Source organism: Streptomyces sp. NPDC055962, assembly GCF_042270185.1.
Lineage (GTDB): Bacteria > Actinomycetota > Actinomycetes > Streptomycetales > Streptomycetaceae > Streptomyces.
In genome coordinates this window covers 78,918-103,602 of sequence record NZ_JBHJYN010000008.1, presented here as the reverse complement: position 1 = coordinate 103,602, position 24,685 = coordinate 78,918, and the positions used below count along the sequence as shown (strand labels likewise).

The 24,685-nt window shown below is 72.0% G+C and carries 17 protein-coding genes; 7 read left to right on the top strand and 10 right to left on the bottom strand.

Features of this window, described 5'->3' with window-relative positions; all coding sequences use genetic code 11:
- Window positions 1-6: 6 nt before the first annotated feature.
- On the bottom strand, window positions 7-1,131 hold the full coding sequence (locus ACFC51_RS22905; RefSeq protein ID WP_376530527.1) for an alkene reductase: 1,125 nt from the start codon (window positions 1,129-1,131) through the stop codon (window positions 7-9).
- A gap of 166 nt (window positions 1,132-1,297) precedes the next feature.
- On the opposite strand from ACFC51_RS22905, the gene ACFC51_RS22900 reads away from it, so the two are divergent.
- Window positions 1,298-1,693 carry a MerR family transcriptional regulator gene (locus tag ACFC51_RS22900; protein ID WP_376378950.1) on the top strand — a complete coding sequence of 132 codons (396 nt, stop codon included), beginning with the start codon at window positions 1,298-1,300 and terminating at the stop codon, window positions 1,691-1,693.
- Window positions 1,694-1,815: 122 nt separating this feature from the next.
- Here ACFC51_RS22900 and ACFC51_RS22895 read toward each other — a convergent pair whose 3' ends face one another.
- Together ACFC51_RS22895 and ACFC51_RS22890 are read right to left on the bottom strand one after the other, a co-directional pair.
- Window positions 1,816-2,685, bottom strand: coding sequence for a hypothetical protein (locus ACFC51_RS22895; protein WP_376378952.1), 870 nt, complete (start codon window positions 2,683-2,685; stop codon window positions 1,816-1,818).
- A 59-nt stretch (window positions 2,686-2,744) separates the two neighbouring features.
- Window positions 2,745-5,321 carry a bifunctional FO biosynthesis protein CofGH gene (locus ACFC51_RS22890; protein WP_376378955.1) on the bottom strand — a complete coding sequence of 859 codons (2,577 nt, stop codon included), beginning with the start codon at window positions 5,319-5,321 and terminating at the stop codon, window positions 2,745-2,747.
- Between the two features lie 119 nt (window positions 5,322-5,440).
- Between ACFC51_RS22890 and ACFC51_RS22885 the strand changes: the two genes are divergently transcribed.
- The gene (locus ACFC51_RS22885) at window positions 5,441-6,280 is read left to right on the top strand and encodes an HAD-IA family hydrolase (RefSeq protein ID WP_376530525.1); all 840 of its coding nucleotides are present in this window, start codon (window positions 5,441-5,443) and stop codon (window positions 6,278-6,280) included.
- Window positions 6,281-6,393: 113 nt separating this feature from the next.
- Here the strand turns inward: ACFC51_RS22885 and ACFC51_RS22880 are convergent, their stop codons facing one another.
- A complete protein-coding gene (locus ACFC51_RS22880) occupies window positions 6,394-9,876 on the bottom strand; it encodes a hypothetical protein (protein ID WP_376530522.1) in 3,483 nt (1,160 codons plus the stop codon).
- Window positions 9,877-10,173: 297 nt separating this feature from the next.
- Here ACFC51_RS22880 and ACFC51_RS22875 point away from each other — a divergent pair, with 297 nt between their 5' ends.
- Window positions 10,174-11,388 (top strand): hypothetical protein, encoded by a 1,215-nt coding sequence (locus ACFC51_RS22875; RefSeq protein WP_376530520.1) that lies wholly within the window; start codon window positions 10,174-10,176, stop codon window positions 11,386-11,388.
- Between the two features lie 60 nt (window positions 11,389-11,448).
- Here ACFC51_RS22875 and ACFC51_RS22870 read toward each other — a convergent pair whose 3' ends face one another.
- Complete coding sequence (locus ACFC51_RS22870) at window positions 11,449-12,933, bottom strand: peptidoglycan D,D-transpeptidase FtsI family protein (RefSeq protein WP_376380488.1); 1,485 nt, start codon at window positions 12,931-12,933, stop codon at window positions 11,449-11,451.
- A gap of 136 nt (window positions 12,934-13,069) precedes the next feature.
- The gene (locus ACFC51_RS22865; RefSeq protein ID WP_376530518.1) at window positions 13,070-13,915 is read right to left on the bottom strand and encodes an LLM class F420-dependent oxidoreductase; all 846 of its coding nucleotides are present in this window, start codon (window positions 13,913-13,915) and stop codon (window positions 13,070-13,072) included.
- Between the two features lie 181 nt (window positions 13,916-14,096).
- Here ACFC51_RS22865 and ACFC51_RS22860 point away from each other — a divergent pair, with 181 nt between their 5' ends.
- A complete protein-coding gene (locus tag ACFC51_RS22860) occupies window positions 14,097-14,828 on the top strand; it encodes a siderophore-interacting protein (protein ID WP_376530516.1) in 732 nt (243 codons plus the stop codon).
- Between the two features lie 5 nt (window positions 14,829-14,833).
- On the opposite strand, the gene ACFC51_RS22855 is transcribed toward ACFC51_RS22860, so the two are convergent.
- From ACFC51_RS22855 to ACFC51_RS22845, 3 genes are all read right to left on the bottom strand, one after another.
- Complete coding sequence (locus tag ACFC51_RS22855) at window positions 14,834-16,402, bottom strand: APC family permease (protein WP_376530514.1); 1,569 nt, start codon at window positions 16,400-16,402, stop codon at window positions 14,834-14,836.
- A 263-nt stretch (window positions 16,403-16,665) separates the two neighbouring features.
- The gene (locus ACFC51_RS22850; RefSeq protein ID WP_376380500.1) at window positions 16,666-18,579 is read right to left on the bottom strand and encodes an AMP-dependent synthetase/ligase; all 1,914 of its coding nucleotides are present in this window, start codon (window positions 18,577-18,579) and stop codon (window positions 16,666-16,668) included.
- A gap of 400 nt (window positions 18,580-18,979) precedes the next feature.
- A complete protein-coding gene (locus tag ACFC51_RS22845) occupies window positions 18,980-20,257 on the bottom strand; it encodes an acetyl-CoA C-acetyltransferase (protein WP_376380512.1) in 1,278 nt (425 codons plus the stop codon).
- Between the two features lie 74 nt (window positions 20,258-20,331).
- On the opposite strand from ACFC51_RS22845, the gene ACFC51_RS22840 reads away from it, so the two are divergent.
- Window positions 20,332-21,654 carry a 3-oxoacyl-ACP reductase gene (locus tag ACFC51_RS22840; protein WP_376530512.1) on the top strand — a complete coding sequence of 441 codons (1,323 nt, stop codon included), beginning with the start codon at window positions 20,332-20,334 and terminating at the stop codon, window positions 21,652-21,654.
- Window positions 21,655-21,657: 3 nt separating this feature from the next.
- Complete coding sequence (locus ACFC51_RS22835; protein WP_376530510.1) at window positions 21,658-22,488, top strand: MaoC/PaaZ C-terminal domain-containing protein; 831 nt, start codon at window positions 21,658-21,660, stop codon at window positions 22,486-22,488.
- Window positions 22,489-22,498: 10 nt separating this feature from the next.
- On the opposite strand, the gene ACFC51_RS22830 is transcribed toward ACFC51_RS22835, so the two are convergent.
- Window positions 22,499-23,122, bottom strand: a complete 624-nt coding sequence (locus ACFC51_RS22830) for a TetR/AcrR family transcriptional regulator (RefSeq protein WP_376380514.1) — start codon at window positions 23,120-23,122, stop codon at window positions 22,499-22,501.
- A 233-nt stretch (window positions 23,123-23,355) separates the two neighbouring features.
- Here ACFC51_RS22830 and ACFC51_RS22825 point away from each other — a divergent pair, with 233 nt between their 5' ends.
- Window positions 23,356-24,564 (top strand): alpha/beta hydrolase family protein, encoded by a 1,209-nt coding sequence (locus ACFC51_RS22825; RefSeq protein WP_376380509.1) that lies wholly within the window; start codon window positions 23,356-23,358, stop codon window positions 24,562-24,564.
- Window positions 24,565-24,685 lie beyond the last annotated feature (121 nt).

The following is a 24,685-nucleotide window of genomic DNA, read 5'->3' as shown; positions in this document are numbered from 1 at the left end:
GCCGCCTCACGCGCCGGTGGGGAGAGCCGGATAGTCCGTGTAGCCCGTCGCCCCGCCCACGTACATCATGTACGCGTCCCGGACCTGGTTCACCGGGGCACCCGTGCGCAGGCGGTGGACCAGGTCGGGGTTGGCGAGGAAGGGGCGGCCGAGCGCGATCACGTCGGCCCCGGCGGCCAGCAGCCGCTCGGCGTGGGCGAGGCCTCCGTCGTCCGGGATACGGTCCTTCGGCAGCACGGGGTTGGCGATCAGCGTGCCCGGCCAGTCCTTACGGATGCGCCGGAAGACCGGGTCCTCCGGGTCCGCGTACCCCACGTGCAGATAGGCCAGGCCCCGGTCGGCCAGCGCCGCCAGGAGCGCCGGGTAGATCGCCTCGGTGTCGCCCTCCACCATGCCGTTGACCGTGCTCCACGGCGAGATGCGCAGGCCCACCCGCTCGGGGCCGACCTCCGCCGCCACGGCCTCGGTGACCTCCACGACGAAGCGGATGCGGTGTCCCACCGGCCCGCCGTACTCGTCCGTCCGCCGGTTGGTCCCCTGCCCCAGGAACTGGTGGAGCAGGTGGCCGTTGGCGCTGTGCACCTCGACCCCCTCGAAGCCCGCCTCGACCGCGTTGCGCGCGGCGGAGGCGAAGTCGGCCACGGTGGTCCTGATGTCCTCGGCGGTCATCTCCCGGGGCACGACCGAGGGCACGCGCCCGGCCCGGGTGTGGATCGTCTCGGGCAGCGCGATCGGAGAGGGGGCGACGGGCGTCAGCCCGCTGGTGTCCGGGTGCCCGGCGCGCCCGCCGTGCTGGATCTGGAGGAACATCAGCCCGCCCTCCGCCCGGACCGCCTCGGTCACCCGGCGCCACCCGGCGACGTGGTCGGGACGGTGGATGGCCGTGATGTTCGGGTACGTCTGACCCACGGCGTTCGGCGTGGACGCCTCGGCGATGATCAGCGCGGCCGATGCGCGCTGGGCGTAGTAGGTGGCCATGAGCGGGGTCGGGACCCCCTCGGCCGTGGCGCGGTTCCGGGTCAGCGGAGCCATCACCAGGCGGTGCGGCAGGGTGAGGGGGCCGAGCGCGACGGGCTCGAAGGGCTTCCGGGAGGACGTGGCCGCGCTCGCCTCAGTGGCTGCGTTCGTCACAGTGGCTGCGTTCGTCACAGTGGCCGCGCTCGCCTCAGTGGCCGTGTTCGCCTCAGTGGCTGCGCTCGCCTCAGTGGCCGTGTTCGTCTCAGTGGCTGCGTTCGTCATGCCGGAACGGTAAGAATTGACACCGGTGTCAGGTTCAAGTCCCGGAGGCGAGGAATCCATGAGGATCGGCGAACTGGCCCGACGTACGGCCGTGAGCGAGCGCTCCCTGCGTTACTACGAGGCGCAGGGGCTGCTGACCGCCGACCGCACCCCGGGCGGCCACCGCGACTACCCGGACTGGGCGGTCGACCGCGTGATCCGCATCCAGGAGTTCTACGCGGCCGGCCTGTGCAGCTCGAAGATCGCCGAACTGCTGCCCTGCGTACGGGACGCGGACGGCGGCCCCTCCGCGATCGCCACCCCGCGCCTGGTCGGCGACCTGTCCGTGGAGCGCGACCGCATCGACCGGAAGATCGAGGAGCTGCGCCGCTCCCGCGAGGTGCTGGACGAGGTGATCGCGACGGCGGCGGGCGAGGACGCGAGCGAACAGCGAACCGCGCGCCGCCCGTTCTGAATCGTCCCGTACAGACGGTGCCGGTGCCCTCCCCATGGCCCGACCACACCGGACCTGGTCGAGGGCACCTGCGAACCGGCCGACGCGGCGGGGTACCGCTGGCGGTCAGGCCGTTCGGGGTGTCACTGCGGTTGAGAAGCCGCCTGCTCCTCGCCGAAGACGTCCTCGACCGACCGGGCGGTGGGGGCCCGCAGAAGCCACCGGTTCAGGGTGTCGAGGTCACCGCAGGTGGTGATCCGCCCACGCGCCTCGTCCGATACGTCGATGTCCGCCTGCGCGAGGAAAAGCAGAATGCCCTGCGCAATGCCCTCCGTCCGGCCCTCGTCCCGGATTTCCTCAGCCATGAAGGACTTGTAGAAAGAGAGGTCCACGGCCACCAGGTTCCTCCACTGTTGTGCGGCCGGGCGATTGCCCAGGCCTTGTGCGGTGAGTTCGACAAGGGGGTCGGCGATGATTTCCGGTACGTCCCGCAGAGCGCTGGACAGCGTTTTCAGTATGGCACCGATGTCCGGATCGGCGGCATGTGTGATAGCCGCCAGTGTGGTGAGTGCCAGGTCCTTGCGAGCCTCGGCGACGTCGGTGATCACCGGCATGTTGTGAGGGCCGGCGACGAGTGGGCGCAGAGTGAGCGCGGGCCACTGGCGGGGGCCGATGGAGACAGGGCCGGAGGCCCATTCCGCGGTGGCACGGTCCTGGCAGACGACGAGCAGCAACGGCGGGAGCCGGTATTTCGTGTACAGGTAGGACAGGTAGTAGGCCCAGCTCGCCGGCTTGTCCGTGTCTTTCTTCCCTTGGGCCTCAATGGCCAGGAGGAGCGGCTCGTCGTTCTCCGTGTCCAGCCGCAGCAGCGTGTCCACACGCCGTTCGAGTGGACGGTTCTCGGTCAGGTCGGTAGGCATCACGGTGACGGAGACGGGTGGGGCGATCGTGATCCCCAGTAATTCCGAGACACGGGAGAACAGGCCCGGATGCTCCTGGAAGATGCGGTGCATGGTGCGCCCAGCTGCCTCCGGAGCCCGGCCGTGCGGCTCCGGAAGCGGCCCGTGTTCCGCTATTGCGGCAGCACCGGCAGCAGCTCCGGCAGGTGGCCGTCCGATGCCGCCGCGGCCGTGACGCGCTCCTCGGGCACCTCGCCGTAGAGCGTCGTACGGGGCTTCGCCGGGCGGCCCGCGAGGTCGGCGATGGCGACGAGGTCCTGGATCGAGCGGTAGGAGCCGTAACTCGACCCGGCCATACGGGAGATGGTCTCCTCCATCAAGGTCCCGCCGAGGTCGTTGGCGCCCGAGCGGAGCATCTCGGCCGCACCCTCTGCGCCGAGCTTGACCCAGCTGGTCTGGATGTTGGTGATGTGCGGGTGGAGCAGGAGGCGGGCCATGGCCGTGACCGCCCGGTTGTCCCGGTCGGTCGGGCCCGGTCGGGCGATGCCCGCCAGGTAGACCGGGGCGTTGGTGTGGATGAAGGGGAGCGTGACGAACTCCGTGAAGCCGCCGGTCTCCTGCTGGAGCCGGGCCAGCGTCCTGAAGTGGCCGAGCCAGTGGCGGGGCTGGTCGACGTGGCCGTACATCATCGTGGACGAGGAGCGCAGGCCCGTCTCGTGGGCCGTGCGGATGACATCCAGCCAGTCGGCGGTCGGCAGCTTGCCCTTGGTGAGGATCCAGCGGACCTCGTCGTCGAGGATCTCCGCCGCCGTGCCCGGGATCGAGTCGAGACCGGCCTCCTTGGCGGAGGTCAGCCAGTCGCGGACGGACATCCCCGTGCGGGTCGCCCCGTTGACGACCTCCATGGGCGAGAAGGCGTGGACGTGCATGCCGGGCACGCGCTCCTTCACGGCGCGGGCGATGTCGAAGTAGGCGGTGCCGGGCAGGTCCGGGTGGATCCCGCCCTGCATGCAGACCTCGACCGCGCCGACGTCCCAGGCCTGCGCCGCACGGTCGGCGACCTGGTCGAGGGAGAGGGTGTAGGCGTCGGCGTCCGTACGCCGCTGGGCGAAGGCGCAGAAGCGGCAGCCGGTGTAGCAGACGTTGGTGAAGTTGATGTTCCTGGTGACGATGTAGGTGACGTCGTCGCCGACCACGTCGCGGCGCAGGGTGTCCGCGATCCGGCACAGCTCGTCCAGCGCCGGTCCGTCCGCGTGGAGCAGGGCGAGCGCCTGGTCGTCGGTGAGCTTCGTGGGGTCGTCGGCGGCCTGGCTCAGGGCCTGGCGCACGTCGGCGTCGATCCTGGAGGGGACCATGCCGGGAGCGGCGGCCTCGCGCAGTGCCTCCCAGTCGCCGTAGACCTCGTCGAAGTCGTCGCGGCGGTCGCCGGTGCGGCCGTCCGTGTCGATGGTGCGGTGCAGGTCGGTGCGGCCGGACGCGCTGAAGCCCTCGTCGGGCTCCTGCCAGGGCAGCCCGGCCGGGATCGCGCCCTCCTTCGCCAGGCCCGTTTCCGGGTCGGCGAGGGCGCGCACGTGCGGGAGGAGGCGCGGGTCCAGCCAGGGCTCGCCCCTCTGGATGAACTCGGGGTAGATGGTGAGGCGTTCGCGCAGCTCGAAGCCCGACTCCGCTGTACGGGCGGCGAGTTCGTCGATGTGCGGCCAGGGGCGTTCGGGGTTCACATGGTCCGGGGTGAGGGGCGAGACCCCGCCCCAGTCGTCGATGCCCGCGCCGATCAGCAGGGCGTACTCGGCGTCGACGAGATTCGGCGGGGCCTGGATCCGGGCCGAGGGTCCGAGGATGTGACGGGCGACGGCGATCGCGGCGGCCAGCTCCTCCAGCTCGGCGTCCGGCATCCCGCGCATGGCGGTGTCGGGCTTGGCACGGAAGTTCTGGACGATGACCTCCTGGATGCCGTGGTAGGCGCGGGCCGTCCTGCGCAGCTCGAAGAGGGAGTCGGCCCGCTCCTCGTAGGACTCGCCGATCCCGATCAGGATGCCGGTGGTGAAGGGCACGTTGGACCGGCCCGCGTCCTCCAGCACCCGCAGCCGGACGGCCGGTTCCTTGTCGGGGGAGCCGTGGTGCGGACCGCCCTTCTCCGACCAGAGCCGGGTGGCCGTCGTCTCCAGCATCATCCCCATCGACGGGGCGACGGGCTTCAGCCGCTGGAGGTCCGTCCACGTCATCACCCCCGGGTTCAGGTGCGGCAGCAGCCCCGTCTCCTCCAGGACGCGGATCGCCATGGCGCGCACGTACGCGAGGGTGTCGTCGTACCCCTCAGCCTCCAGCCACTCCCGCGCCTCCGGCCAGCGGTCCTCGGGCCGGTCGCCGAGCGTGAACAGCGCCTCTTTGCAGCCCATTTCGGCACCCTTGCGGGCGACGTCGAGGATCTCGTCGGGCGACATGAACATCCCGTGCCCCGCCTTGCGGAGCTTGCCCGGCACAGTGACGAAGGTGCAGTAGTGGCAGGTGTCACGGCAGAGCCGGGTCAGCGGGATGAAGACCTTGCGCGAGTACGTGATCACCCCTGGCCGGCCCGCGGTGTCGAGCCCCGCGTCCCGCACCCGGGCGGCGGACGCGGCGAGATCGGTCAGGTCGTCCCCCCGCGCCTGGAGCAGGACGGCGGCCTCGGCCACGTCGAGTGCGACACCGTCGCGGGCCCGCCGGAGGGCGCGCCGCATGGCGTTGGTCGTGGGGCGCTGAGGATCGGTCATGATCCGAGCATACGAGCGCGTCCCTCCGTCCGGACCAGGGCCTCTGCCAGGCCCGACCCCCCTCCCGCACTGGCGCCTTGGCCGTTATGTCCTGGTTGCCCCGTAGGTTAGGAGAGGTGATGGAAACGATCGTCTTCGACATCGGAGAAACCCTCGTCCGCGACGACCGCCACTGGGCCTCGTGGGCCGACTGGCTCGGGGTCCCGCCGCACACCGTCAGCGCGCTGGTCGGCGCCGCGGTCGCCCAGGGCCGGGACAGCGCCGACGCCCTGCGGATCCTGCGCCCCGGCATGGACGTCGCGGAGGCGTCCCAGGCCCGCGCGGCGGCCGGCCGCAGGGAGCACCTGGACGAGACCGACCTCTACCCCGACGTCCGCCCCGCCCTGGCCGAACTGCGCGCGCTCGGCCTGCGGATCGTCGTAGCGGGCGACCGGTCGGCCCGTGCGGGAGAGCTGCTGCGCGCCCTGGACCTGCCGGCGGACCTGGTCGTCACCTCGGAGGAGTGGGGCGTCTCCAAGCCGGACCGGGAGTTCTTCGCCCGCGTGCTGGAGGTGTCGGGCGCCGCACCGGGGACCACCCTCCACGTGGGCGACCACCCGGCCGACGACCTGTTCCCGGCGAAGTCCTCGGGACTGCGCACCGCCCACATCCGCCGCGGCCCGTACGGGCATTGGTGGGCGGACCATCCGGACGTCGTGGAGACGGCGGACTGGCGGATCAGCGCCCTGACCGAACTCCCGGCGCTGCTGGGCGGAACCGCCGCCGGACGCCGGAAGCCGTACGCCGTCCCCCGGGAGCACCCCGCGCCGCGCGAACCGTCCGCCTCCCCCGCGCAGCCCGTGCTCCCCGGGCAGTCCACGTCCCCGGGCCACTCCGACCGGCCGGAGCGCTCCGGCCGACTGCACGCCGTGCGGCCCGAGCCGCCCACGGCCCCGGAGGAGGGCGGCCCGCCTGCCTGAACGGACCCGGTACCGACCGCCGACCCCGCGCTCGCTTCTCCCGCGGGACGGGCCGGGCCCTCCATCGAGGATGGAGGGCCCGGCCCTTTCGTGTACCCGCCCCGTTCACGGTGTCACCGAACGACCGCCTTGGTGGCCTTGCTGACGGCGGAGCCGTCACCGTGGCCGGATCGGCGCGCCGTCACCTTGACCGAGATCTTCTTCCCCTTCTGGGCCGCCTTGAGGCTCAGCGAGGCCTTGGTCGCTCCCTTGATCGCCTTGCCGTTCTCGTACCACTGGAACACGTACGCGGACGGGGCGGGCGTCCAGGTGCCCCGGGAGGCCGTCAGCACTCTGCCCACCTTCGCGGTGCCCGAGACGGCAGGCGCCTTGGCGGCCTTGGGCGCGGCCCCCTTGGCCACGGCCGCCGTCGCCGTCGTCGTGGCTGCGCCACTGTCGTGGCCGGTGCGCAGGGCGGTGACCGCCACCGAGATCTTCTTGCCCAGGAGCGATGCCGGAAGGACGTACGACGAAGCGGTCGCCCCGGACACCGCCTTGCCGTCCGCCTTCCACTGATAGGCGTACGACGTGGCGGCCGGTGACCAGACACCCGGCGACGCGGTCAGCCTGGAGCCGACCTTCGCGCTCCCGGTGATCTTCGGGGCGGTGGTGGCCTTCGGCGCCACACCTCGGGCGACCACGACCGCCGCCGATGTCCCCGTGGCGTCCGGTGTCCCGGCCCTGCTGGCCGCCACCGTGACGGTGACCTTCTTGCCGAGCAGCGATGCCGGAAGGACGTACGACGAAGCGGTCGCCCCGGACACCGCCTTGCCGTCGGCGTTCCACTGGTAGGTGTGGGACGACGGGTCCCCTGACCAGGTGCCGGTACCGGCCGTCAGCGTGCCGCCGACCTTCGCGGTGCCGGTGATCGCCGGGGGCGTCCGGTTCAGCAGCGGGGCCGCGCTGACGGTGAACGAACCCTTGCCGAACTCCCACGCGTTGTGGGTGACGACGCTGAGACCCCAGGTGTCGACGGCCACTCCGGTCAGGTCGAGCACGGCCGTCAGTGTCCTGCGGTCCGCCGAAACCGAGGTGGTGGTCGCCTCGACGACCTTGCCGGACTTGTAGATCCGGACCTTGTCGTCCTTGTGCAGCGCCGTGCCTGTCACCTGGAGCGTGGTCCTGGTGCCGGTGACCCCGGTGACCGGTGTCACCTCACCGACGGTGACCTGCTCCGTGCCGCAGCGGACGGAGGTGCAGACCGCTTCGGCCGAGTAGGAGGTCTGCGAAGCGGTCTCCGGAAGGGACAGCACGAGGATGCTCGACGTGTCGTCGGCACCGGAAGGCTCGCTGACGTAGCACTGGTATCCGCTCGGCACGAAACGGAGGCAGCCGTTGTCGCGGCTCGCGTCGTACAGGGCCGGGACCGCGGTGGCGGTCGCGCCCGTGGTGTCGCTGATCTTCATGTCGAACCGGTCGTTGTACGCGGTGGGAAGCACCGCGCACACCGCGCTGTGCGACTCGTCCAACGTGCCCGTGACCGGACCGTACCCGTAACTGACGTTGGGCACCTTCACGCACGCGTCGGAGGGGCCCGACGCGCCGGCGATGCGCAGGGCGTCGAAGCGGTAGGCGGGCGCCGTCTTCAGACCCGTCCGGACGGTCACCAGGACCTGGTAGGTGGTGGAGCCGGTCACGGCACACGCAGCGTTCTTGTTGCACAGGGCTTCGCCGTCGGCCCCGTAGGCGACGACGTTCGCGGTACCGAGGGCGTCACGCACGTCGAGGTGCAGCGTGTCCTTCGCATCCGCCGTGGTGACCTGGCGGCAGACCAGCGTGCCAGGGGCACCCAGGGCACCGCCCGCGGAGGCACCGCCCACCTCGACCGCAGGGTTCGCGGTACAGCCCTTGGCGGTCGAGGTGACGTCCCGGCGGGTCAGGGTGTACTCCGCCGCGGTGTCGCGGCCGGTGACGAGCACCGTGTGGGCGACGCCGGGTGTCAGGGCGCAGGTCGCCCAGGAGGAGAGGGACGCGGAGACGGAGCAGACCTGGCGGCCGCCGGCGTCCAGGACGGAGACCGCAGCGGTGGACGTGGTGTCCGGAGCAGCCTGGAGCTGGATGTTCTCCCGGGCGCTGTGCGCGTCGGCAGGGATGCTCAGGCAGCGTGAGAAGGCCCCGTCACCGGTGGAGAAGCGGGCCGTGGGGCTGTCGGCCGAGAAGTCGCCCGCCGGGATGGCCTCACAGCCGCTCGCGATGTCCGTGCGGTGCACGGCGAAGGTGTAGGAACCGGTGGGCGAGTCCTCGCTGTCGGTCGAGACGAGGGCGCGGAAGGGCGCCTTGCCGGTGAGTTCGCAGGTGCCGGCCGAGAGGTCGCTCCCTGCGCACCGCTGCGCCCCGTCGGCGTCCACCACGGTCACGTTCACCCGTGGTGCGGCGCCGCTGAGGGGCTTGAGCACGGCCATGCGGGCACCTGCCGGGAGCGGCAGCGCGAGGCAGTCGATCTCTCCGGCCGCGGTGAAGGAGGAGGTGTGGAGGCCGAGTTCGGCCGACTCGCAGCCTGCAGTGGAGGAGCGGTCGATGATCAGGGTCGCGTCGTCGGTGAGGACGGTGTAGTCGCCGGCCGCCGGGAGGGTGCATCCCGACCACGTCGTGCAGACGGTCCTCCCCTCCTGGTCGAGGACGGCCAGCACGGTACGGGTGGTCGAGCCGACCCCGTAGGCGTCGTAGCGTCCGGCGGCCGGGGCGTGGAAGATCTTGCACCCCGTGGCCGGGCCCGCGGCCGTGGGGGCGGCGCCGTACGCGTTCAGAGGCACACGCACGCAGCCGGCCGGATCGGACAGTCTGCGGATCTTCAGGGTGTACTCGGCGGGGTAGCCCTTCTCCGCGTAACCGACCACGGACAGCACCCTGTAGGGCCCGTCACCGGGAAGGACACAGCCCTGGCTGTCGTCCTCGTTGAAGTGGGGGCAGATACGCGCCCCGGTCCTGTCGGTGATCCAGGCCCCGCTGTCACCCGACACGGTGGTCCTGATCTCCTGGGTGATCCGCTCGCCGGGCTCCGCCGTGAAGGGCTGGCACTGGAGGGACGTGGGCCCGGCGGCGAATCCCTTGAGCGGGGCGCTGTCCCACGCGGTGCCGGTCTCCGGGGCGCAGCCCTCGTCGGTCCGGAGGGGAGTGAGTGCGACCGTGGGCCTGCTCGCCTCGGGCCAGTTGTTGTGCAGCTGGAGCGTGTACGCGCCCTCATGTGTGAGGTCGCACCAGCCGGCCCCCCACTCCGGGTCGTAGCAGTCGACCTCGGTCTCGCCGTCGAAGACGGACGGATAGGTGTTCTCCGCACCGCTCCCGGCCATCAGCAGCCGGTGCAGGCCGGGCTGCTCCACGGTGACGGTGAAGCAGACGGTCCCGTCGGCGGGGACCTCCACCGTGCCCTCGGCGGGAGCTGCTTCCCCGAACGAGGACAGCGGAAGTGAGGCACAGTCACCGGCGGCGGCTGCCGGGGACCGGCCCGACGCCTGCGCCGCACCGGCGGGCAGGACCAGTGACAACAGGACCGACAGCGTCAGGAGCAGGGCGGTACGGACTGCGGTTCTCGCAGCCGTACCCACAGGGTGTGGCATTCCGTTCCCCCCGGAGCGGTGAAAGTTGGGACGCACGTCTCAGCGACCGCGTACCGGAACGGCTCGGAGACGCCGAGCGCACAACTGTCATGTGTAGGACACGTGAAGAGTGCACGTGATGATCGCACAGTAACGCCCTTGCACCGATGCCCATTTCTTCCGCCGCCGGCATCCGCCGGGCCGGGTGCCGCCCCGGGCACGGGGCCGGGTGCGGCCGTGACCCCCGTGTGATCGCCGCCCCGTAATCTCTCCCCGCCGGAGGTAATTCACGGGGTGCGATCACATCGGGGGACGTTCATGACCTACAGACGCGCGGCGATACCGGCCCTGACCGGGGCCCTGCTGCTCACGGCGCTGCTCTGGTGGGCGGGGGCGAGCGCGAGTGCGCTGCACCTGCAGGGCGCCACCGACACCCTCGGCGGCCGGACGGTCGCCGATCTGCAGTACTGGCTCTCGCCCTGGTCGTACGATCCGCCCGGCTCCGGAGTGCCTGGCGGTGCGGACGTCGCGCGCTACCGCACCCTGTACAGGACGGGGATGCAGATCCGGTTCGCCGCCGTCTTCGTCCTCTTCGTGCCGGGGGCGCTGCTCCTCGTGCGCAGGCTGCCTCCGGTGAAGGGCCGGATGCCCGTCGCGATGTCGGCGGTGTGGGCCTGGGGCATGGCTGCCGGAGCTCTCGCGTCCACCGTATCCGCGCCGTGGCTGATCGCCTCGCACGGGCGTGGGAGTTACCGGATCCTGCCCCAGCTGGCCGGTATGGCCTCCTCCGGCCAGCAGATCACCGTGATCGCCTCGTTCGTCACCGCGGTGGCCACGGTGCTCGTGGCACGCATCGCCACCGAGGGTTCGGCCGCACCGGGCCCGGCGGCCGTTTCCCCGCGGGCGGCCCGCCTGGCCGCGACCGCCGGTACCGCGCTGGTCGCGCTGTCCCTGGTCGTCCTCTCCTACGAGTCGGTGGCCGCGTCCATCCAGTCGGTCTCCGTGTCCGGCGGGCTCCTCGCCGAACCGGGCGACCTCCTGCGCGCCTGGCTCCTGCTCGGCGGCTGGTCGGCCCCGCCCAGCGGCGCGGTCGGCGGATCGGTCGGCTCATGGGCCCTCTACCGCCTCGCCGACGTGCTGCTGCTCGTGGTGGTGTGGTGGGCGCTGCGGCTCCTGCCCGCCCTGCTGACGCGGGCGACCGTGCCGGCGATGGCGGTCGGCGGGTTCTGCGCGACGGTCATCGGGCTGCTGGTCTCCCAGCTGTTCCAGTGCGCGGTGATCGGGGCGGACACGGGCGGGCGGTGGGCCTGGCAGTACCTGAACGGCGCCCTCGGCGGCCATGTGCCGGCCGCCCTGACCTGGGGTCTGCTGGCCGGCCTCACCACCGTCACCGTGCTGCGGCTGGCCGGCGGCCGTCCGGAGGCGGCCGGCACCGCGCCCTCCGCCCCGCCCGCGCCCTCCGCCCCGCCCGTCCCGCCTCCGCCGCCCGTCCCGCCGACGCCGGCCGACGGACCCGACCGGCCCGTCGGATGACCGAAGCCCCCGCCCGGTGCGTCACCGGGCGGGGGCTTCCGTGTCCTGCGGGTGTCGGCGCTACTTGCCGAGCACCGCCTGCATCACCTTCCGCGCGATGGGGCCGCCGAGGCCGCCACCGGAGATGTCCGAGCGGGAGATGTCCATCGCGGTCGGGTCGATGAAGACGGCGACCGCCACCGACCGCCCGTCGGGGGTCTTGCCGTAGGAGACGAACCAGCCGTACGGGACCTCCTTGGTCACGTCGTTGCCGCGCTGAGCCGTACCCGTCTTGCCGCCCACCGTCACACCGTCGATCAGGGCGCGCTGGGCGCTGCCCTCCTTGGCGGTGAACTCCATCATCTCCTGGATCTTCTTCGCCGTCTCCTCCGAGACGGCCTGGCTCTTGAGCTGCGGCTCCTGCTCCTCGAGGATGGACACGTCCGGGCCCCGCAACTGGTCCACGATGTACGGCTGCATCAGCTTGCCGTCGTTGGCGAGTGCCGCCGTGACCATCGCCATCTGCATCGGGGTGCTGGTGAGGCTGCCCTGGCCCATGCCGGTGAGGGCGGTGCCGGGCTTGTCGAGCTTGTCGGGGTAGAGGCTCTTCGTGGCGAGCATGTCGCCGAAGGCCTCGGAGTAGACGTCCTCGTTGAAGCCGAACTTCTCGGCCGTCTCACGCATGCCCTGGTCGCCCACCTTCAGGGCGGCGTCCAGGAAGACGTTGTTGCAGGAGAACTGCATGGCCACCTTCAACGACGCCTTGTTGCAGGCGGCGTCACCGGCCTCACTGCTGATCTTGTTCGACGACAGCGGCAGTTGGTACGGGGAGACCGCGTCCGTCGGCGCGTCGACATCCGTGACGACCCCGTGCTCCAGGGCCGCGGCGGCCGTGAGGATCTTGAAGGTGGAGCCGGGCGGGAAGGTCTCACGCAGCGCACGGTTGGCCAGCGGCTTGCTCTTCTCGTCGACCAGCGCCTGGAACTTGTCGCCCTCCTTGAAGGAGTTGCCGGCGAAGACCGAGGGGTCGTACGAGGGGGTCGAGACCAGGGCCAGCACCTTGCCGGTCGACGGTTCGAGGGCGACGACGGCACCCCGGGCGTCGAGGTCGCTGAGGCCCTTGTAGGCCACCTCCTGCGCCTTGGGGTCGATGGTGGTGACGACATCACCGCCCCTGCGCTCCTCGCCCGTGAGGATGTCCTTGGCGTGACGGAAGGCGAAGCGCTCGTCCTGGCCGCTGAGGATGCTGTCGTACGTCTTCTCCAGCAGGGACATGCCCTGGGCCTGGGAGGCGTAGCCGGTGACCGGGGCGTACATCGGCCCCTGCTTGAAGGTCCGCTGGTACTTGAAGTCGGTCCCCTGGACCTCCTTCGACCCCGTGATCGCCTTGCCGCCCACGATGATGTCGCCCCGCGGGGTGGCGAACTGAGTGATCTTCACCCGCCGGTTGTGCTCGTGGGTGGCCAGCTCTTCACTCTTGGCGTACTGAAGCCAGTTGGTCCTGATCAGCAGGGCCAGCATCAGCAGCCCACAGAAGATCGCTATGTGCCGCAACGGCCTGTTCATCGTGCTCCCGCTCCCAGGCAGCCGGGTACACACGCACGCGGGCCGCACCATTGATGTCCGGAGGTGATAGATGCGATTTTAGCGTCGGCGGTTGCACCGGACGATCACCTCGGGTGGCTTTCCGGCCACGGCCCCCTCACAGATACGCCGCGTACGCGTCCAGCGCGCGCAGCACCTCGGCCTCGCCGGCCGGGGGCAGTTGCAGGACGACCTCGTCGATGCCCAGATCCGCGTAGTACGCCAGCTTCCCCGGGGCGGGCCGGACGGCGTAGGGCACCACCTGGAGATGCTCCGGGTCGCGTCCCGCCTCCTCCCAGGCGGCACGCAGCTTCGGCACGGACTCCGACAGGCCCCGCCCGCCGATGGGCAGCCAGCCGTCGGCGTCGCGGGCGATCTGCGCGAACAGCTTCGGCCCTGCCGCCCCGCCGATCAGGGTGCGCGGGCCGTTCACCGGGCCCCGCGCCTTCTGCACCGGCTTCGGATAGGCGTGGCTCGCCCGGACGGAGCCGAACTCACCGTCGTACGCCATGGGTTCCTCCGCCCACAGGGCGCGCATCAGAGCCAGCCGGTCGCTGCCGAGTGCCCGCCGCGTCGCCCACTCCACACCGTGGTCGGCGGCCTCCTCCACGTTCCAGCCGAAGCCGATGCCGAGCGTGAGACGGCCGCCCGAGAGGTGGTCGAGCGTGGCCGCCTGCTTGGCCAGGTCGATGGGGTCGTGCTGGGCGATCAGCGTGATGCCGGTACCGAGGGCCAGCCGCTCGGTGACGGCCGCGGCCTGCCCCAGGGCGACGAAGGGATCGAGGGTGCGGCCGTACTCCGCGGGCAGTTCCCCGCCCGCCGGATAGGGCGTGTCCCTGCTGACGGGGATGTGCGTGTGCTCCGGCAGATACAGGCCGCCGAACCCTCGCTGCTCCAGCTCGCGCGCGAGCCGGACCGGCGTGATCGTCTCGTCGGTGAGGAAGATCGTTGTGGCGATCCGCATGCGAGGCACCTCCGTCGTCGTCCGTGACGGCTCCACGGTATGCGGTGGAGCGCGCCGCCGTCCCCACTCGGCGGACCCGGGCCCCCGGTTTCGGCCGCAACTCCCCCCGGAATCCTCCGGAATCGAATAACTTAGGCTACCCTAAGTTTTATTCCGGCCAGTCGTTCGAGGGAGAGCATTCATGGGTCACGGCTGGGAAGGCGTCGTCCTCAAGCTCTTCCGCGGGCAGGACTTCACGTTCACCGTCACCGGAGCGGAACAGGTCACCGAGGACTTCCGGCGGGTGACGGTGACCGACGGCGGCCTGCTCGCGGCGACGGGCGGGGCGCACCCGACCATGTGGGTCAGGCTCTGGTTCGAACGGGACGGCAAGCCGCACCAGCGCGGCTACACCCTCGTCGACCCCGACCCCGCAACCGGGACATTCAGTCTGGAATTCGCCCTTCACGACGGCACGGCGAGCGACTGGGCCCGCTCCGCGCAGCCGGGCGACACGATCGACGCCACTCTCCAGGGCACCCGCTTCACCCTGCCCGAGCCGAGGCCCGCACGGCTCTTCGCCGTCGGGGACGCGGCGTCGCTTCCGGCCGTCAACTCGCTGCTGGAGGCGTTCCCCGGCACCCCGGCGACGATCTGGTGCGAGACCGTCCACGCCTCGGACGAGGAGCTGCCGTTCCGGCTGGACCCGGACCACCACACCCTGCACACCGTCCCGCGCCGCGACGCGGGGGCGCACCTGGTCTCCGAGGTGAAGGCCGCCCTGCCGGGCCTGCTCGGCGAGGACGCCTCGGACGCGTACGTCTGGATCGCCTGCGACACCGCGACCACCCGGGCCCTGGGCTCCTGGGCCCGCAAGGAACTGGCCCTCCCCAGGGACCGGGTGAACGCGCTGGGCTACTGGCGCGCAGGCTGAACCGTTCAGTCCTCGGCCACGAGGGCCGGGGTCTCCTTCGTCAGCACCTCGCCGCGGAAGAACGCCGGGCTGCGCCGCCGCATCACCTCCATCAGCACCACGCCGAGCAGCAGCAGCCCGACACCGATGACGAAGACGGAGCCGACGCCGAGGACGGAGGATCCGGAGCCGTAGGCCGGGTCCCACATGTCGTACAGGGTCTTGCCGAAGACCGCCGCGAGCAGGACCCCGCCGACGACGGGGAAGAGGCCCTTGAAGACGAGGTCGCGAACGGACCGGGTGAGTTCGGCGCGGAAGTACCAGGCGCAGGCGAAGGCCGTCAGCGCGTAGTAGAAGCAGATCATCAGGCCGAGCGCGTAGATCGTGTCGACCAGGACGTGCTCGCTGACCAGGGTCATGACCGTGTAGAACACACCGGTCGCGACCCCCGCCACGACCGTGGCACGGCCCGGTGCACGGAAGCGCGGGTGCACCCGGGCGTAGGAGGCGGGCAGCGCCTCGTAGGCCGCCATCGCCAGGACCGTGCGCGCCACCGGGATGAAGGTCGTCTGCAGGCTCGCGGCGGCGGAGGCCAGCACCGCGAGGAAGAGGAGGACACCAAGTCCGGGGCCCATGACCGGGCCGGCCAGGGCGGCGAAGACGTTGTCGGAGGTGTCCGGGTCGGCGAGACCCCGCCCCGAGTCGCCGGTGCCGACGGCCATCTGCGCGGCGATGCCCGTGGCGAGGTAGGAGGCGACCAGGACGACCATCGCGATGAGGGCGGCGCGGCCCGGGGTCTTCTCGGCCCCGGTGGTCTCCTCGTTGGCGGTGAGACAGGTGTCCCAGCCCCAGAACATGAAGATCGAGAGGGAGAGTCCGGCGGTGAACGCGGCGAACGACCGGACGGCGAACGGGTTCAGCCAGGACCAGGAGAAGTCCGTCGAGGTCGCGGCGAAGTCTCCGGTGCCGGCCTTCTGCACGGCCATCGTCACGAACAGGGCGAGCACCACGAGCTGGAGGGCGACCAGGGTGTACTGGAGGCCCTTGGTGGCCGTCATCCCCCGGTAACTGATCGCCGTCGCGACGGCGATCAGGAGGAGGCAGGTGACGATGTGGACGGGCTTGCTGTCGTCCAGGGCGGCGACGGAGTCACTTCCGGTGACCTCGCCGGCGAGCAGCCAGAAGTAGGAGGTGGCGACACCGGCGAGGTTCGACAGGACGATGATCGTGGCGATCACCAGCCCCCAGCCGCACATCCACCCCAGGCGCGGGCCGAAGGCCTTCACCGTCCAGGTGAACGAGGTGCCGCAGTCCGGCACGGCCTTGTTGAGCTCCCGGTAGGCGAAGGCCACCAGCAGCATCGGGAGGAACCCGGCCAGGAAGACCGCCGGCATCTGCACACCGACCTCGCCCGCGGTCGATCCGAGGGTCGAGGTCAGGCAGTACACCGGGGCGACGGTGGAGATGCCGAGGACCGCGCTGCCCATCAGGCCGACGGAATTCCCGCCGAGGCCCTTCTCGCGTACGCCGCCCTCGGCCGGGGTGCTTCCCCGTACCGTGTCTCCGGCCTGTGGCCGCGCGTCCAGCTCAGTCATGGAGAGGACGCTATGCGCTGCGGTTTCCACATCCGGAGGATGAGACTCCAACGTCTCACCCTTGACTCGCCACAGCGTGCGTCCAGTTGACCCGCTGCATCCAAGGTGATGAATGAACGGGACCTTGCAATCAATGCTCCGGAATGAGACTGAAACGTATACGAGAACCGCACCACTGTCCGTTTTGTGCGGGTTCAAAAATTTCCCGCGGCCCGGATCACGAGGTCGTTCCAGGCCGCGGGGACGGTGGTCCGCCGGTCCGGCTACTTCCGGTACAGCTCCTCGATCTCCGCGTCGAAGTCCCGCGTGATCGCGTCACGCTTCAGCTTGAGCGACGGGGTGAGATGGCCGCTCTCCTCCGTGAAGTCGACCGGCAGGACGGTGAACTTGCGGATGGACTCGGCACGCGAGACGAGCCTGTTGGCCTCGTCGACCGCGCGTTGCAGTGCCGCGCGCAGCTCCTCGTCGTGGACGAGCTCCCGCAGCGGGACGCCCTCCTTCTTCCGCATCCGGCGCCAGTGGGCGAGCCCGTCCTCCTCGAGCGTCACCAGGGCGCCGATGAACGACCGGTTGTCCCCGACGACCATGCACTGGCTGACCAGCGGATGGGCACGCAGCCAGTCCTCCAGCGGGGCGGGAGTGACGTTCTTGCCGCCGGACGTGATGATGATGTCCTTCTTGCGGCCGGTGATCGTGAGGTAGCCGTCCTCGTCCAGGGCCCCCAGGTCGCCCGTGGGGAACCAGTCGTCCTCCAGGTACGGCACGGCCTCGCCGCGCCCGGTGTCCCAGTAGCCCCGGAAGACCTGCCCGCCGCTGAGCAGCACCTCGCCGTCGTCGGCGATCCGCACGGCGGTACCCGGCAGCGGCCAGCCCACCGTCCCCAGGCGGGGCTTGAGGGGCGGGGTGACCGTGGCGGCGGCGGTCGTCTCGGTCAGGCCGTACCCCTCGAAGATCTCGATGCCCGCACCCGCGTAGAACGCGGCGAGCCTGCGCCCCAGCGGGGAGCCGCCGCAGATCGCGTACCGGACGTGGCCGCCCAGCGCCGCACGGATACGGCGGTAGACCAGCGGGTCGTACAGGGCGCGGGCAGCGCGCAGCCCGAGGCCCGGACCGGGGCCCGTGCCGTGCTGGGCGGCCTCCACCGCCTCCCCGTAGCGCCGCGCGATCCGGGCGGCACGGTCGAAGGACGAGGCGCGGCCCATCTTCTCGGCGGTGGCCCGGCCCGTGTTGTAGACCTTCTCCAGGACGTAGGGGATGGCCAACAGGAACGACGGCTTGAACCCCGCCAGGTCCGCGAGCAGGTCCTCGGTCCTGATGGACGGCGCGTGCCCCAGCCGCACCCGGGCACGCAGGCAGCCGATCGCCACCATCCGGCCGAAGACGTGCGACAGCGGCAGGAACAGGAGGGTCGAGGCGGGCTCCTTCGACACCGATGTGAAGACCGGGTGGAGCAGCTCGATGGCGTTGTCGACCTCGGCGAAGAAGTTTCCGTGCGTCAGGACGCAGCCCTTGGGCCTGCCTGTGGTGCCCGAGGTGTAGATGAGGGTGGCGGGGCTGTCCGGCTCCAGGGCCGCGCGACGGGCGGTGACGGCCGCGTCGGGCACGTCCTTGCCGAGCGACTTCAGCCGGCCGATCGCGCCCGTGTCGAACTGCCAGAGATGGGCGAGGTCCCCGAGCTGCTGCCGCTCCTGGCTGACGAGCCGGCCCTGCTCCTTCGTCTCGACGGCGCAGGCGACCGCGCCGGAGTCCTGGAGGATCCAGCGCGTCTGGAAGGCCGAGGAGGTGGGGTAGACGGGCACGGTGACCAGCCCGGCCGCCCAGGACGCGAAGTCGAGCAGCGTCCACTCGTAGGTCGTGCGGGCCATGATCGCGATCCGGTCCCCGCTCCGGAGACCCTCCGCGATGAGGCCCTTGGCGACCGCCCGGACCTCGTCGGCGAACGCGGCGGCGGTCACGTCCCGCCAGGCGCCGTCCGCCTGCTTGCGGCTGAGGACGGCCTCGGCCGGGGCCTGGTCGGCGTTGTCGAAGGGGATCTCCGCGAGCGAACCGCGCCGCACGGTCGGTGCGAGCGGCGGCACGGAGACTTCCCGTACGGTGCCGTCCGCCGCCCTGACCTTGGTCGGCTCGACCAGGACAGGAACGGCGGGCGCGGCGGATACGGCGGCGGGCGTGGACACGAGCGGCTCCTCGACATGGGGTCCGGCACCGGTCCCGTCCCTGGGGTCCGGCGCCGAGGCGGCTGCTGGGTGCGCGGGGTCGTTCACGTACGGATGGGCGGGGAAGGGTGCGGGGGCGGTGCGGCGGTGGCCGCCGAGCGAATCCGGAGCGGCCCGGAGGGCGTTCCAGGATGCAGGGACCCTGTGGAGGTCAGGGCGTTCCCGCATGCAGGTCCTGTGTGGGTCAGGGGGCTCCCGCACGCGGGTCCACCGGCCGGATCCGGGACGCTCCCGCACGCGGGTGCCCGGCCGGATCCGGGGCGCTCCCGCACGCGCGCCCCTCGCCCGGATCGGAGGTCCTCCCGCACGCGGTCCCCCGAGGGGTCGGAGGTGTTCCCGCGTGCGGGTCACCGCGTGCAGGTCAGGGGCGCTCCAGGATGGCGGTGACCCCCTGTCCGCCGGCGGCGCAGACCGAGATCAGCCCCCGGCCCGGCGCGTCCCGCTCCGCGAGCAGGCGGGCCAGGGTCGCCACGATCCGGGCACCCGTCGCGGCGAAGGGGTGGCCGGTGGCGAGGGACGACCCGGCCACGTTGAGCCTGTCCCGGTCGACGGGGGCCAGGCCCTGCTTCTCCCAGGCGGCCAGCGTGGCGAGCACCTGGGAGGCGAAGGCCTCGTGGATCTCGACGAGGTCGAAGTCGGCGATGCCCAGCCCCGCACGCTCCAGCATCCGCGGCACGGCGTACGCGGGCGCCATCAGCAGCCCGTCCTCACCGTTCACGTGGTCCACGGCGGCCGTCTCGTACAACGACAGGTAGGCCAGGGGCTCCAGGCCGTGCGCCTCGGCCCACTCCTCGCTCGCCAGCAGCACGGTGGCCGCGCCGTCGGTGAGCGGCGTCGAATTGCCCGCCGTCATCGTCGCGTCGGGGTGGCCGGCCCCGAACACCGGCTTCAGCGTGGCGAGTTTCTCCACCGTGGAGCCGGGACGGAGGTTCTGGTCGCGCTCCAGACCGAGGTACGGGACGACGAGGTCGTCCAGGAAGCCCCGGTCGTACGCGGCGGCCAGCCGCTGGTGGCTGGTGGCGGCCAGCAGGTCCTGGTCCTCGCGGGTCACCCCCCACTTCCGGGCGGTGACCGCCGCGTGCTCGCCCATCGAGAGGCCTGTACGCGGCTCGGCGTTGCGCGGGATGTCGGGGACGAGGTGACGGGGGCGTACGGCGGCCAGCGCCTTCACCCGCGCGCCCGTCGACTTCGCACGGCGTGCCTCCAGCAGGATCCGGCGCAGCCGGTCGTTGACGCCGAGCGGCGCGTCGCTGGTGGTGTCCGCTCCGCCCGCGATCGCCGAGTCGACGGCGCCGAGCGCGATCTTGTTGGCGGCGGCGACGACGGCCTGCAGACCGGTGCCGCACGCCTGCTGGATGTCGTAGGCGGGTGTCCTCGGGTCCAGGGCGGAGCCCAGGACGGTCTCGCGTGCCAGGTTGAAGTCCCGGCTGTGCTTGAGGACCGCCCCGGCGACGAACTCGCCGACCCGCTGCCCCTGCAGACCGAAGCGTTCGACGAGTCCGTCGAGCGCGGCGGTCAGCAGGTCCTGGTTCGAGGCCTGCGCGTAGGGGCCGTCGGAGCGGGCGAACGGAATGCGACTGCCACCGATGACCGCGACCCGGCGCGGCTGCGGAAGTGCGAGGGGAATCAACTCGACCAGCTCATCTCGACAACTCCTGACCCTTGAGTAACCTTACTCTGGAGTAAATCTACGACCGAGCAGGAGTCCAGACAATGGCCGACCGCTATCTGCACTTCACCGGCACGGCACCCGGCCGCTTCCTGACCCGCAGGCTCGGCCTGCCGCAGCCCGCACCGCTCCGCCGCTGGACACTGGAAACCCCTTCCCTCGACGGGCCGTTGCTCCACCTCACCGCAGGTGACTCCGCGCACACCGGCGCGCTCGGCCCGGTGCTCGCCGCGACCGGCCTGGAGGTCACCCACCGGGCCGCCCGCCCGGCCGCCGTCGTCCTGGACGCCACCGGCATCACCACGGCGGCCGGACTCGCCGGCGTACACGCCGCACTCCACCCCGTCGTACGGTCCCTGGCCTCCGGCGCCCGCGTCGTCGTCCTGGGCACCACCCCCTCCCCCGACGACCATCACCAGGCTGCGGCCCAGCAGGCTCTCGAAGGCTTCGTACGCTCGCTCGGCAAGGAGATCGGCAGGGGCGCCACCGCGCAGCTGCTGCGGCTCGCGCCCGGCGCGGACGCCGCGTCCGCCGAGTCCACGCTCCGCTTCCTGCTGTCCCCCCGCTCCGCCTACATCAGCGGCCAGGTCGTCGAGCTCACCGCCGACGAGGCCGGCGTGGTGGCCGACTGGGACGCGCCCCTGTCCGGACGCACCGCCCTCGTCACCGGGGCCGCACGCGGCATCGGCGCGTCCGTCGCGTCCGTCCTCGCCAGGGACGGCGCCCAGGTGTTCTGCCTCGACGTCCCGCAGGCCGAGGAGGAGCTCGTCCGGACCGCCGCCCGCCTCGGCGCCACCGCCCTGCCGCTGGACATCACCGCGCCCGACGCCGCGGACCGGATCGCCGCGGCCCTCCCCGACGGCCTCGACGTCCTCGTGCACAACGCGGGCATCACCCGCGACCGCCGGCTCGCCAACATGCCCGCCGACCGCTGGGCCTCGGTCATCGACGTCAACCTGGACAGCGTCCTGCGCACCACGGACGCCCTCATCGGGTCGGGGACCCTGCGCCGCGGCGGCCGGATCGTCGCCACCGCGTCCATCGCCGGGATCGCGGGCAACAACGGCCAGACCAACTACGCGGCCAGCAAGGCGGGCATCATCGGCCTGGTCCGCTCCCTCGCCCCGCGCGCCGCCGCCGACCACGGCATCACCGTCAACGCCGTCGCGCCGGGCTTCATCGAGACGAAGATGACGGCCGCCGTACCCCTCTTCATCCGGGAGGCGGGCCGCCGCATGAACTCCCTGTCCCAGGGCGGCCTCCCGGTCGACGTCGCCGAGACCACCGCCTGGTTCGCCCAGCCCGCCTCCGGCGCCGTGAACGGCCAGGTCGTCCGGGTCTGCGGCCAGAGCCTGCTGGGGGCGTGAGCCATGACCGGACTCGGCCTCTCCCTCGTCCGCGGAGCCGTCACCTCGCCCTTCAAGCGCGCCGGGCGCCCCGGCGCCGCACTGCCCACCGGCCGTGAGGAACGCCCGCCCGCCCCCGCCGCCCCCGGCCCCCTCGCCGCGTACAGCAGGATCTGCGGCTTCGCAGAATCGGGCCCGCTGCCGCTCACCTACCCGCACGTCCTGGGCTTCCCCCTGGCCATGCGGCTCATGACGGGACGGCGCTTCCCGCTGCCGGTGCTGGGACTGGTCCACACCTGGATCGAGATCACCGGACACCGGGCCCTGCACCCGACGGACGCACTCGAACTCACCGTGTACGCAGCCGAACTGACCCCCCACCGGCGTGGAACCGAGGTCACGGTGGTGACCGAGGCACGGCACGCGGGGACGCTCGTCTGGGAGTCCCGCAGCGGCTACCTCTCCCGGCACGCGACCCGAGCCTCCGCTCCCCCGCCCGGACGGGCCGCCCCCCGGGAGCTGCCCGCCGTGGCCGAGTGGCGACTGCCTGCCGACCTCGGACGCCGCTACGGCGCCGCGTCGGGCGACCGCAACCCGATCCACCTCCACCCCGCGACGGCCCGCCTCTTCGGCTTCCCCCGGCACATCGCACACGGCATGTGGACCGTCGCCCGCTGCCTCGCGGAGACCGGGGACACCACCGGGGAACAGGGCCGCGTCCGCACCGTACGGGCGGACTTCAAGGCCCCCGTCCTGCTGCCCTCCACCGTCACCTACGCCGCGGACGGCAACGCCTTCCAGGTGCGCGGCGGCAACGGCGTCCACCTCACCGGCAGCGTGACCCGGGAGGTCTGAGCGCGCCGGCTCAGTCCCCCCGGGGGGACTGCCAGCCGCGCCCCTGCATGAGGTTCTCCAGACCCGCCCACGAGAAGTTCATCAGGGTGGAGGCGGCCTCCTTCGCGGAGACACCAGGAGTGACGTTCGCCCACCCGGCGAGCGCCTCCGCCGCCCCCACCAGCGCCTGCGCGAGCCCCGCCACATCCCGGTCGGGCAGCGCCGGATCGCTGTGCGCCTCACGCGCCGCCGCCCCGATCAGACCCGTCACGAACGCAACGATCTCCTTCCGCAGCGCTCCCACCTCACTGACGAACGGCTCCCCGTGCGAGCTCGCCTGCTGGTGCAGCACCGCCCAGCCGTCCGGGTGCTCGGCGGTGTGCGTGAAGAACGCCCGCAGCCCCGACCACAGTTGCCGGTCCGCCGGAATCCCCGGCTCCACACCCGCCTGGACGGCCTCCACCAGCGCCTTCGCCTCACGGCGGATGCACGCGGTGAAGAGCTCCTCCTTGGAATTCAGGTACAGGTAGACCAAGGGCTTGGACACGCCGGCCAGTTCCGCGATCTCGTCCATCGAGGCGGCCCGGTAACCGCGCTGAGCGAACGTCCGCACGGCGGCGTCCATCATCTGCTGCTCACGCACCGCGCGCGGCATCCGTTTGCTCTTCACTGCACCCACGTCAGACTTCCCTCCCGCCCCCACTGCGCTACTCCTCGGTAAGAGTACGGCTCGGCCCTGCCCCTCGTCGTACGGAACTGATGGGACCCGGCCACGATGGCCGGTAGTCACCTCAACCCCTGGCGGACTGCCCGGTACGACTCAGGTACCTCTGGCGTCGTCCCCGGGGGCGACGCATCATCCCGATCGCGCCGCCTAGTGTCCCCGGCATGACGATGAGAATCCGCAGACGGACCGCCGTCGCCGCCCTCTCCACCCTGCTCCTGCTGGCCCCGCCCGCCGCCACGGCCCACGCGTTATCGGGCCCGGCGGGAGCATCCGCCCCGGCGGTCACCCCCGTCGCGCTGGAACTGCCCCGCCCCACCGGACCGTACGCCGTCGGCACGGAGGTGCTGCACCTCGTCGACCACGGCCGCACCGACCCCTGGGTGCCCGCAGCCGGGGCCCGGGAACTGATGGTCTCGCTCCACCACCCCGCCCGGGCCGGCGGAGCGGGCGCCTCCGCGCCGTACATGAGCACCGAGGAAGCGCGGCTGATGCTGGAACAGCGGGGGCTGGAGGACGTCGTGCCCGCCACCGCCGTCAGCTCCACCACCACCCACTCCCGCCTGGACGCCCGCCCCGCCCCCGGCCGCTTCCCCCTCGTACTGCTGTCCCCCGGCTTCGGCACACCGCGCGCCACCCTGACCTCCCTCGCCGAGGACCTGGCGAGCCGGGGCTACGTCGTGGCGAGCGTGGACCACGCGTACGAGTCCACCGGGACCTCCTTCCCGGGCGGGCGGGTACTGACCTGCGCCGCCTGCGACGCGGACAACGCCACCCCGGACGAGGCGGCGGCACGGGCCCTGCGGAAAAGGGTCTCCACCGGAAGGGCCGCCGACCTCGCCTTCGTCCTCGACCGGCTGACCGGCCCCCGCCCCGCCTGGGATCACGCCCGCATGATCGACCGGCACCGCGTCGCGGCAGCGGGACACTCCATCGGCGGCAGCGCGGCGGCCTCCGCGATGCTCGCCGACCCTCGTGTGGACGCCGGGACCAACATGGACGGCACCTTCTACGAGGAGATCCCGGCCACCGGCCTCGGCGGCCGGCCGTTCATGATGCTGGGTACCGACGCCGGCCACAGGCCGGGCACCACGGACACCTCCTGGAACGACGGCTGGAGGCACCTGGACGGCTGGAAGCGCTGGCTGACCGTCAAGGACTCGGGGCACTTCACCTTCACCGACACCCCGTACCTGGCCGAGCAGGCAGGCCTCCCGGTGGACCCCACGGCCCCCCTCTCCGGCGACCGCTCGACGTCGATCACCCGCACCTACGTCGCCGCCTTCCTCGACCAGCACCTGAAGGGCCGGCACCAGTCGCTCCTGGACGGCCCGGCCCCGGACCATCCCGAGGTCGTCCTCCATCGCCCGTGACCGGCCCGTACGCAGGGCGGCGCCCCCGGACCCAGCGGCGGGGGGGCCGCCCCCCGGGCGGGGGGGGGGGGGCGGCCGCGGCCGGGGCCCCCCAAGGCGGGGGCGCCGGGGGGACCACCGG

Bases quoted from the DNA above. Each gene is read 5' to 3' on its own strand.
- ACFC51_RS22900 (WP_376378950.1), top strand. From the start codon at position 1,298: ATGAGGATCGGCGAACTGGCCCGACGTACGGCCGTGAGCGAGCGCTCC.
- ACFC51_RS22895 (WP_376378952.1), bottom strand. From the start codon at position 2,685: ATGCACCGCATCTTCCAGGAGCATCCGGGCCTGTTCTCCCGTGTCTCG.
- ACFC51_RS22890 (WP_376378955.1), bottom strand. From the start codon at position 5,321: ATGACCGATCCTCAGCGCCCCACGACCAACGCCATGCGGCGCGCCCTC.
- ACFC51_RS22885 (WP_376530525.1), top strand. From the start codon at position 5,441: ATGGAAACGATCGTCTTCGACATCGGAGAAACCCTCGTCCGCGACGAC.
- ACFC51_RS22880 (WP_376530522.1), bottom strand. From the start codon at position 9,876: ATGCCACACCCTGTGGGTACGGCTGCGAGAACCGCAGTCCGTACCGCC.
- ACFC51_RS22875 (WP_376530520.1), top strand. From the start codon at position 10,174: ATGACCTACAGACGCGCGGCGATACCGGCCCTGACCGGGGCCCTGCTG.
- ACFC51_RS22870 (WP_376380488.1), bottom strand. From the start codon at position 12,933: ATGAACAGGCCGTTGCGGCACATAGCGATCTTCTGTGGGCTGCTGATG.
- ACFC51_RS22865 (WP_376530518.1), bottom strand. From the start codon at position 13,915: ATGCGGATCGCCACAACGATCTTCCTCACCGACGAGACGATCACGCCG.
- ACFC51_RS22860 (WP_376530516.1), top strand. From the start codon at position 14,097: ATGGGTCACGGCTGGGAAGGCGTCGTCCTCAAGCTCTTCCGCGGGCAG.
- ACFC51_RS22855 (WP_376530514.1), bottom strand. From the start codon at position 16,402: ATGACTGAGCTGGACGCGCGGCCACAGGCCGGAGACACGGTACGGGGA.
- ACFC51_RS22840 (WP_376530512.1), top strand. From the start codon at position 20,332: ATGGCCGACCGCTATCTGCACTTCACCGGCACGGCACCCGGCCGCTTC.
- ACFC51_RS22835 (WP_376530510.1), top strand. From the start codon at position 21,658: ATGACCGGACTCGGCCTCTCCCTCGTCCGCGGAGCCGTCACCTCGCCC.
- ACFC51_RS22830 (WP_376380514.1), bottom strand. From the start codon at position 23,122: ATGCCGCGCGCGGTGCGTGAGCAGCAGATGATGGACGCCGCCGTGCGG.
- ACFC51_RS22825 (WP_376380509.1), top strand. From the start codon at position 23,356: ATGACGATGAGAATCCGCAGACGGACCGCCGTCGCCGCCCTCTCCACC.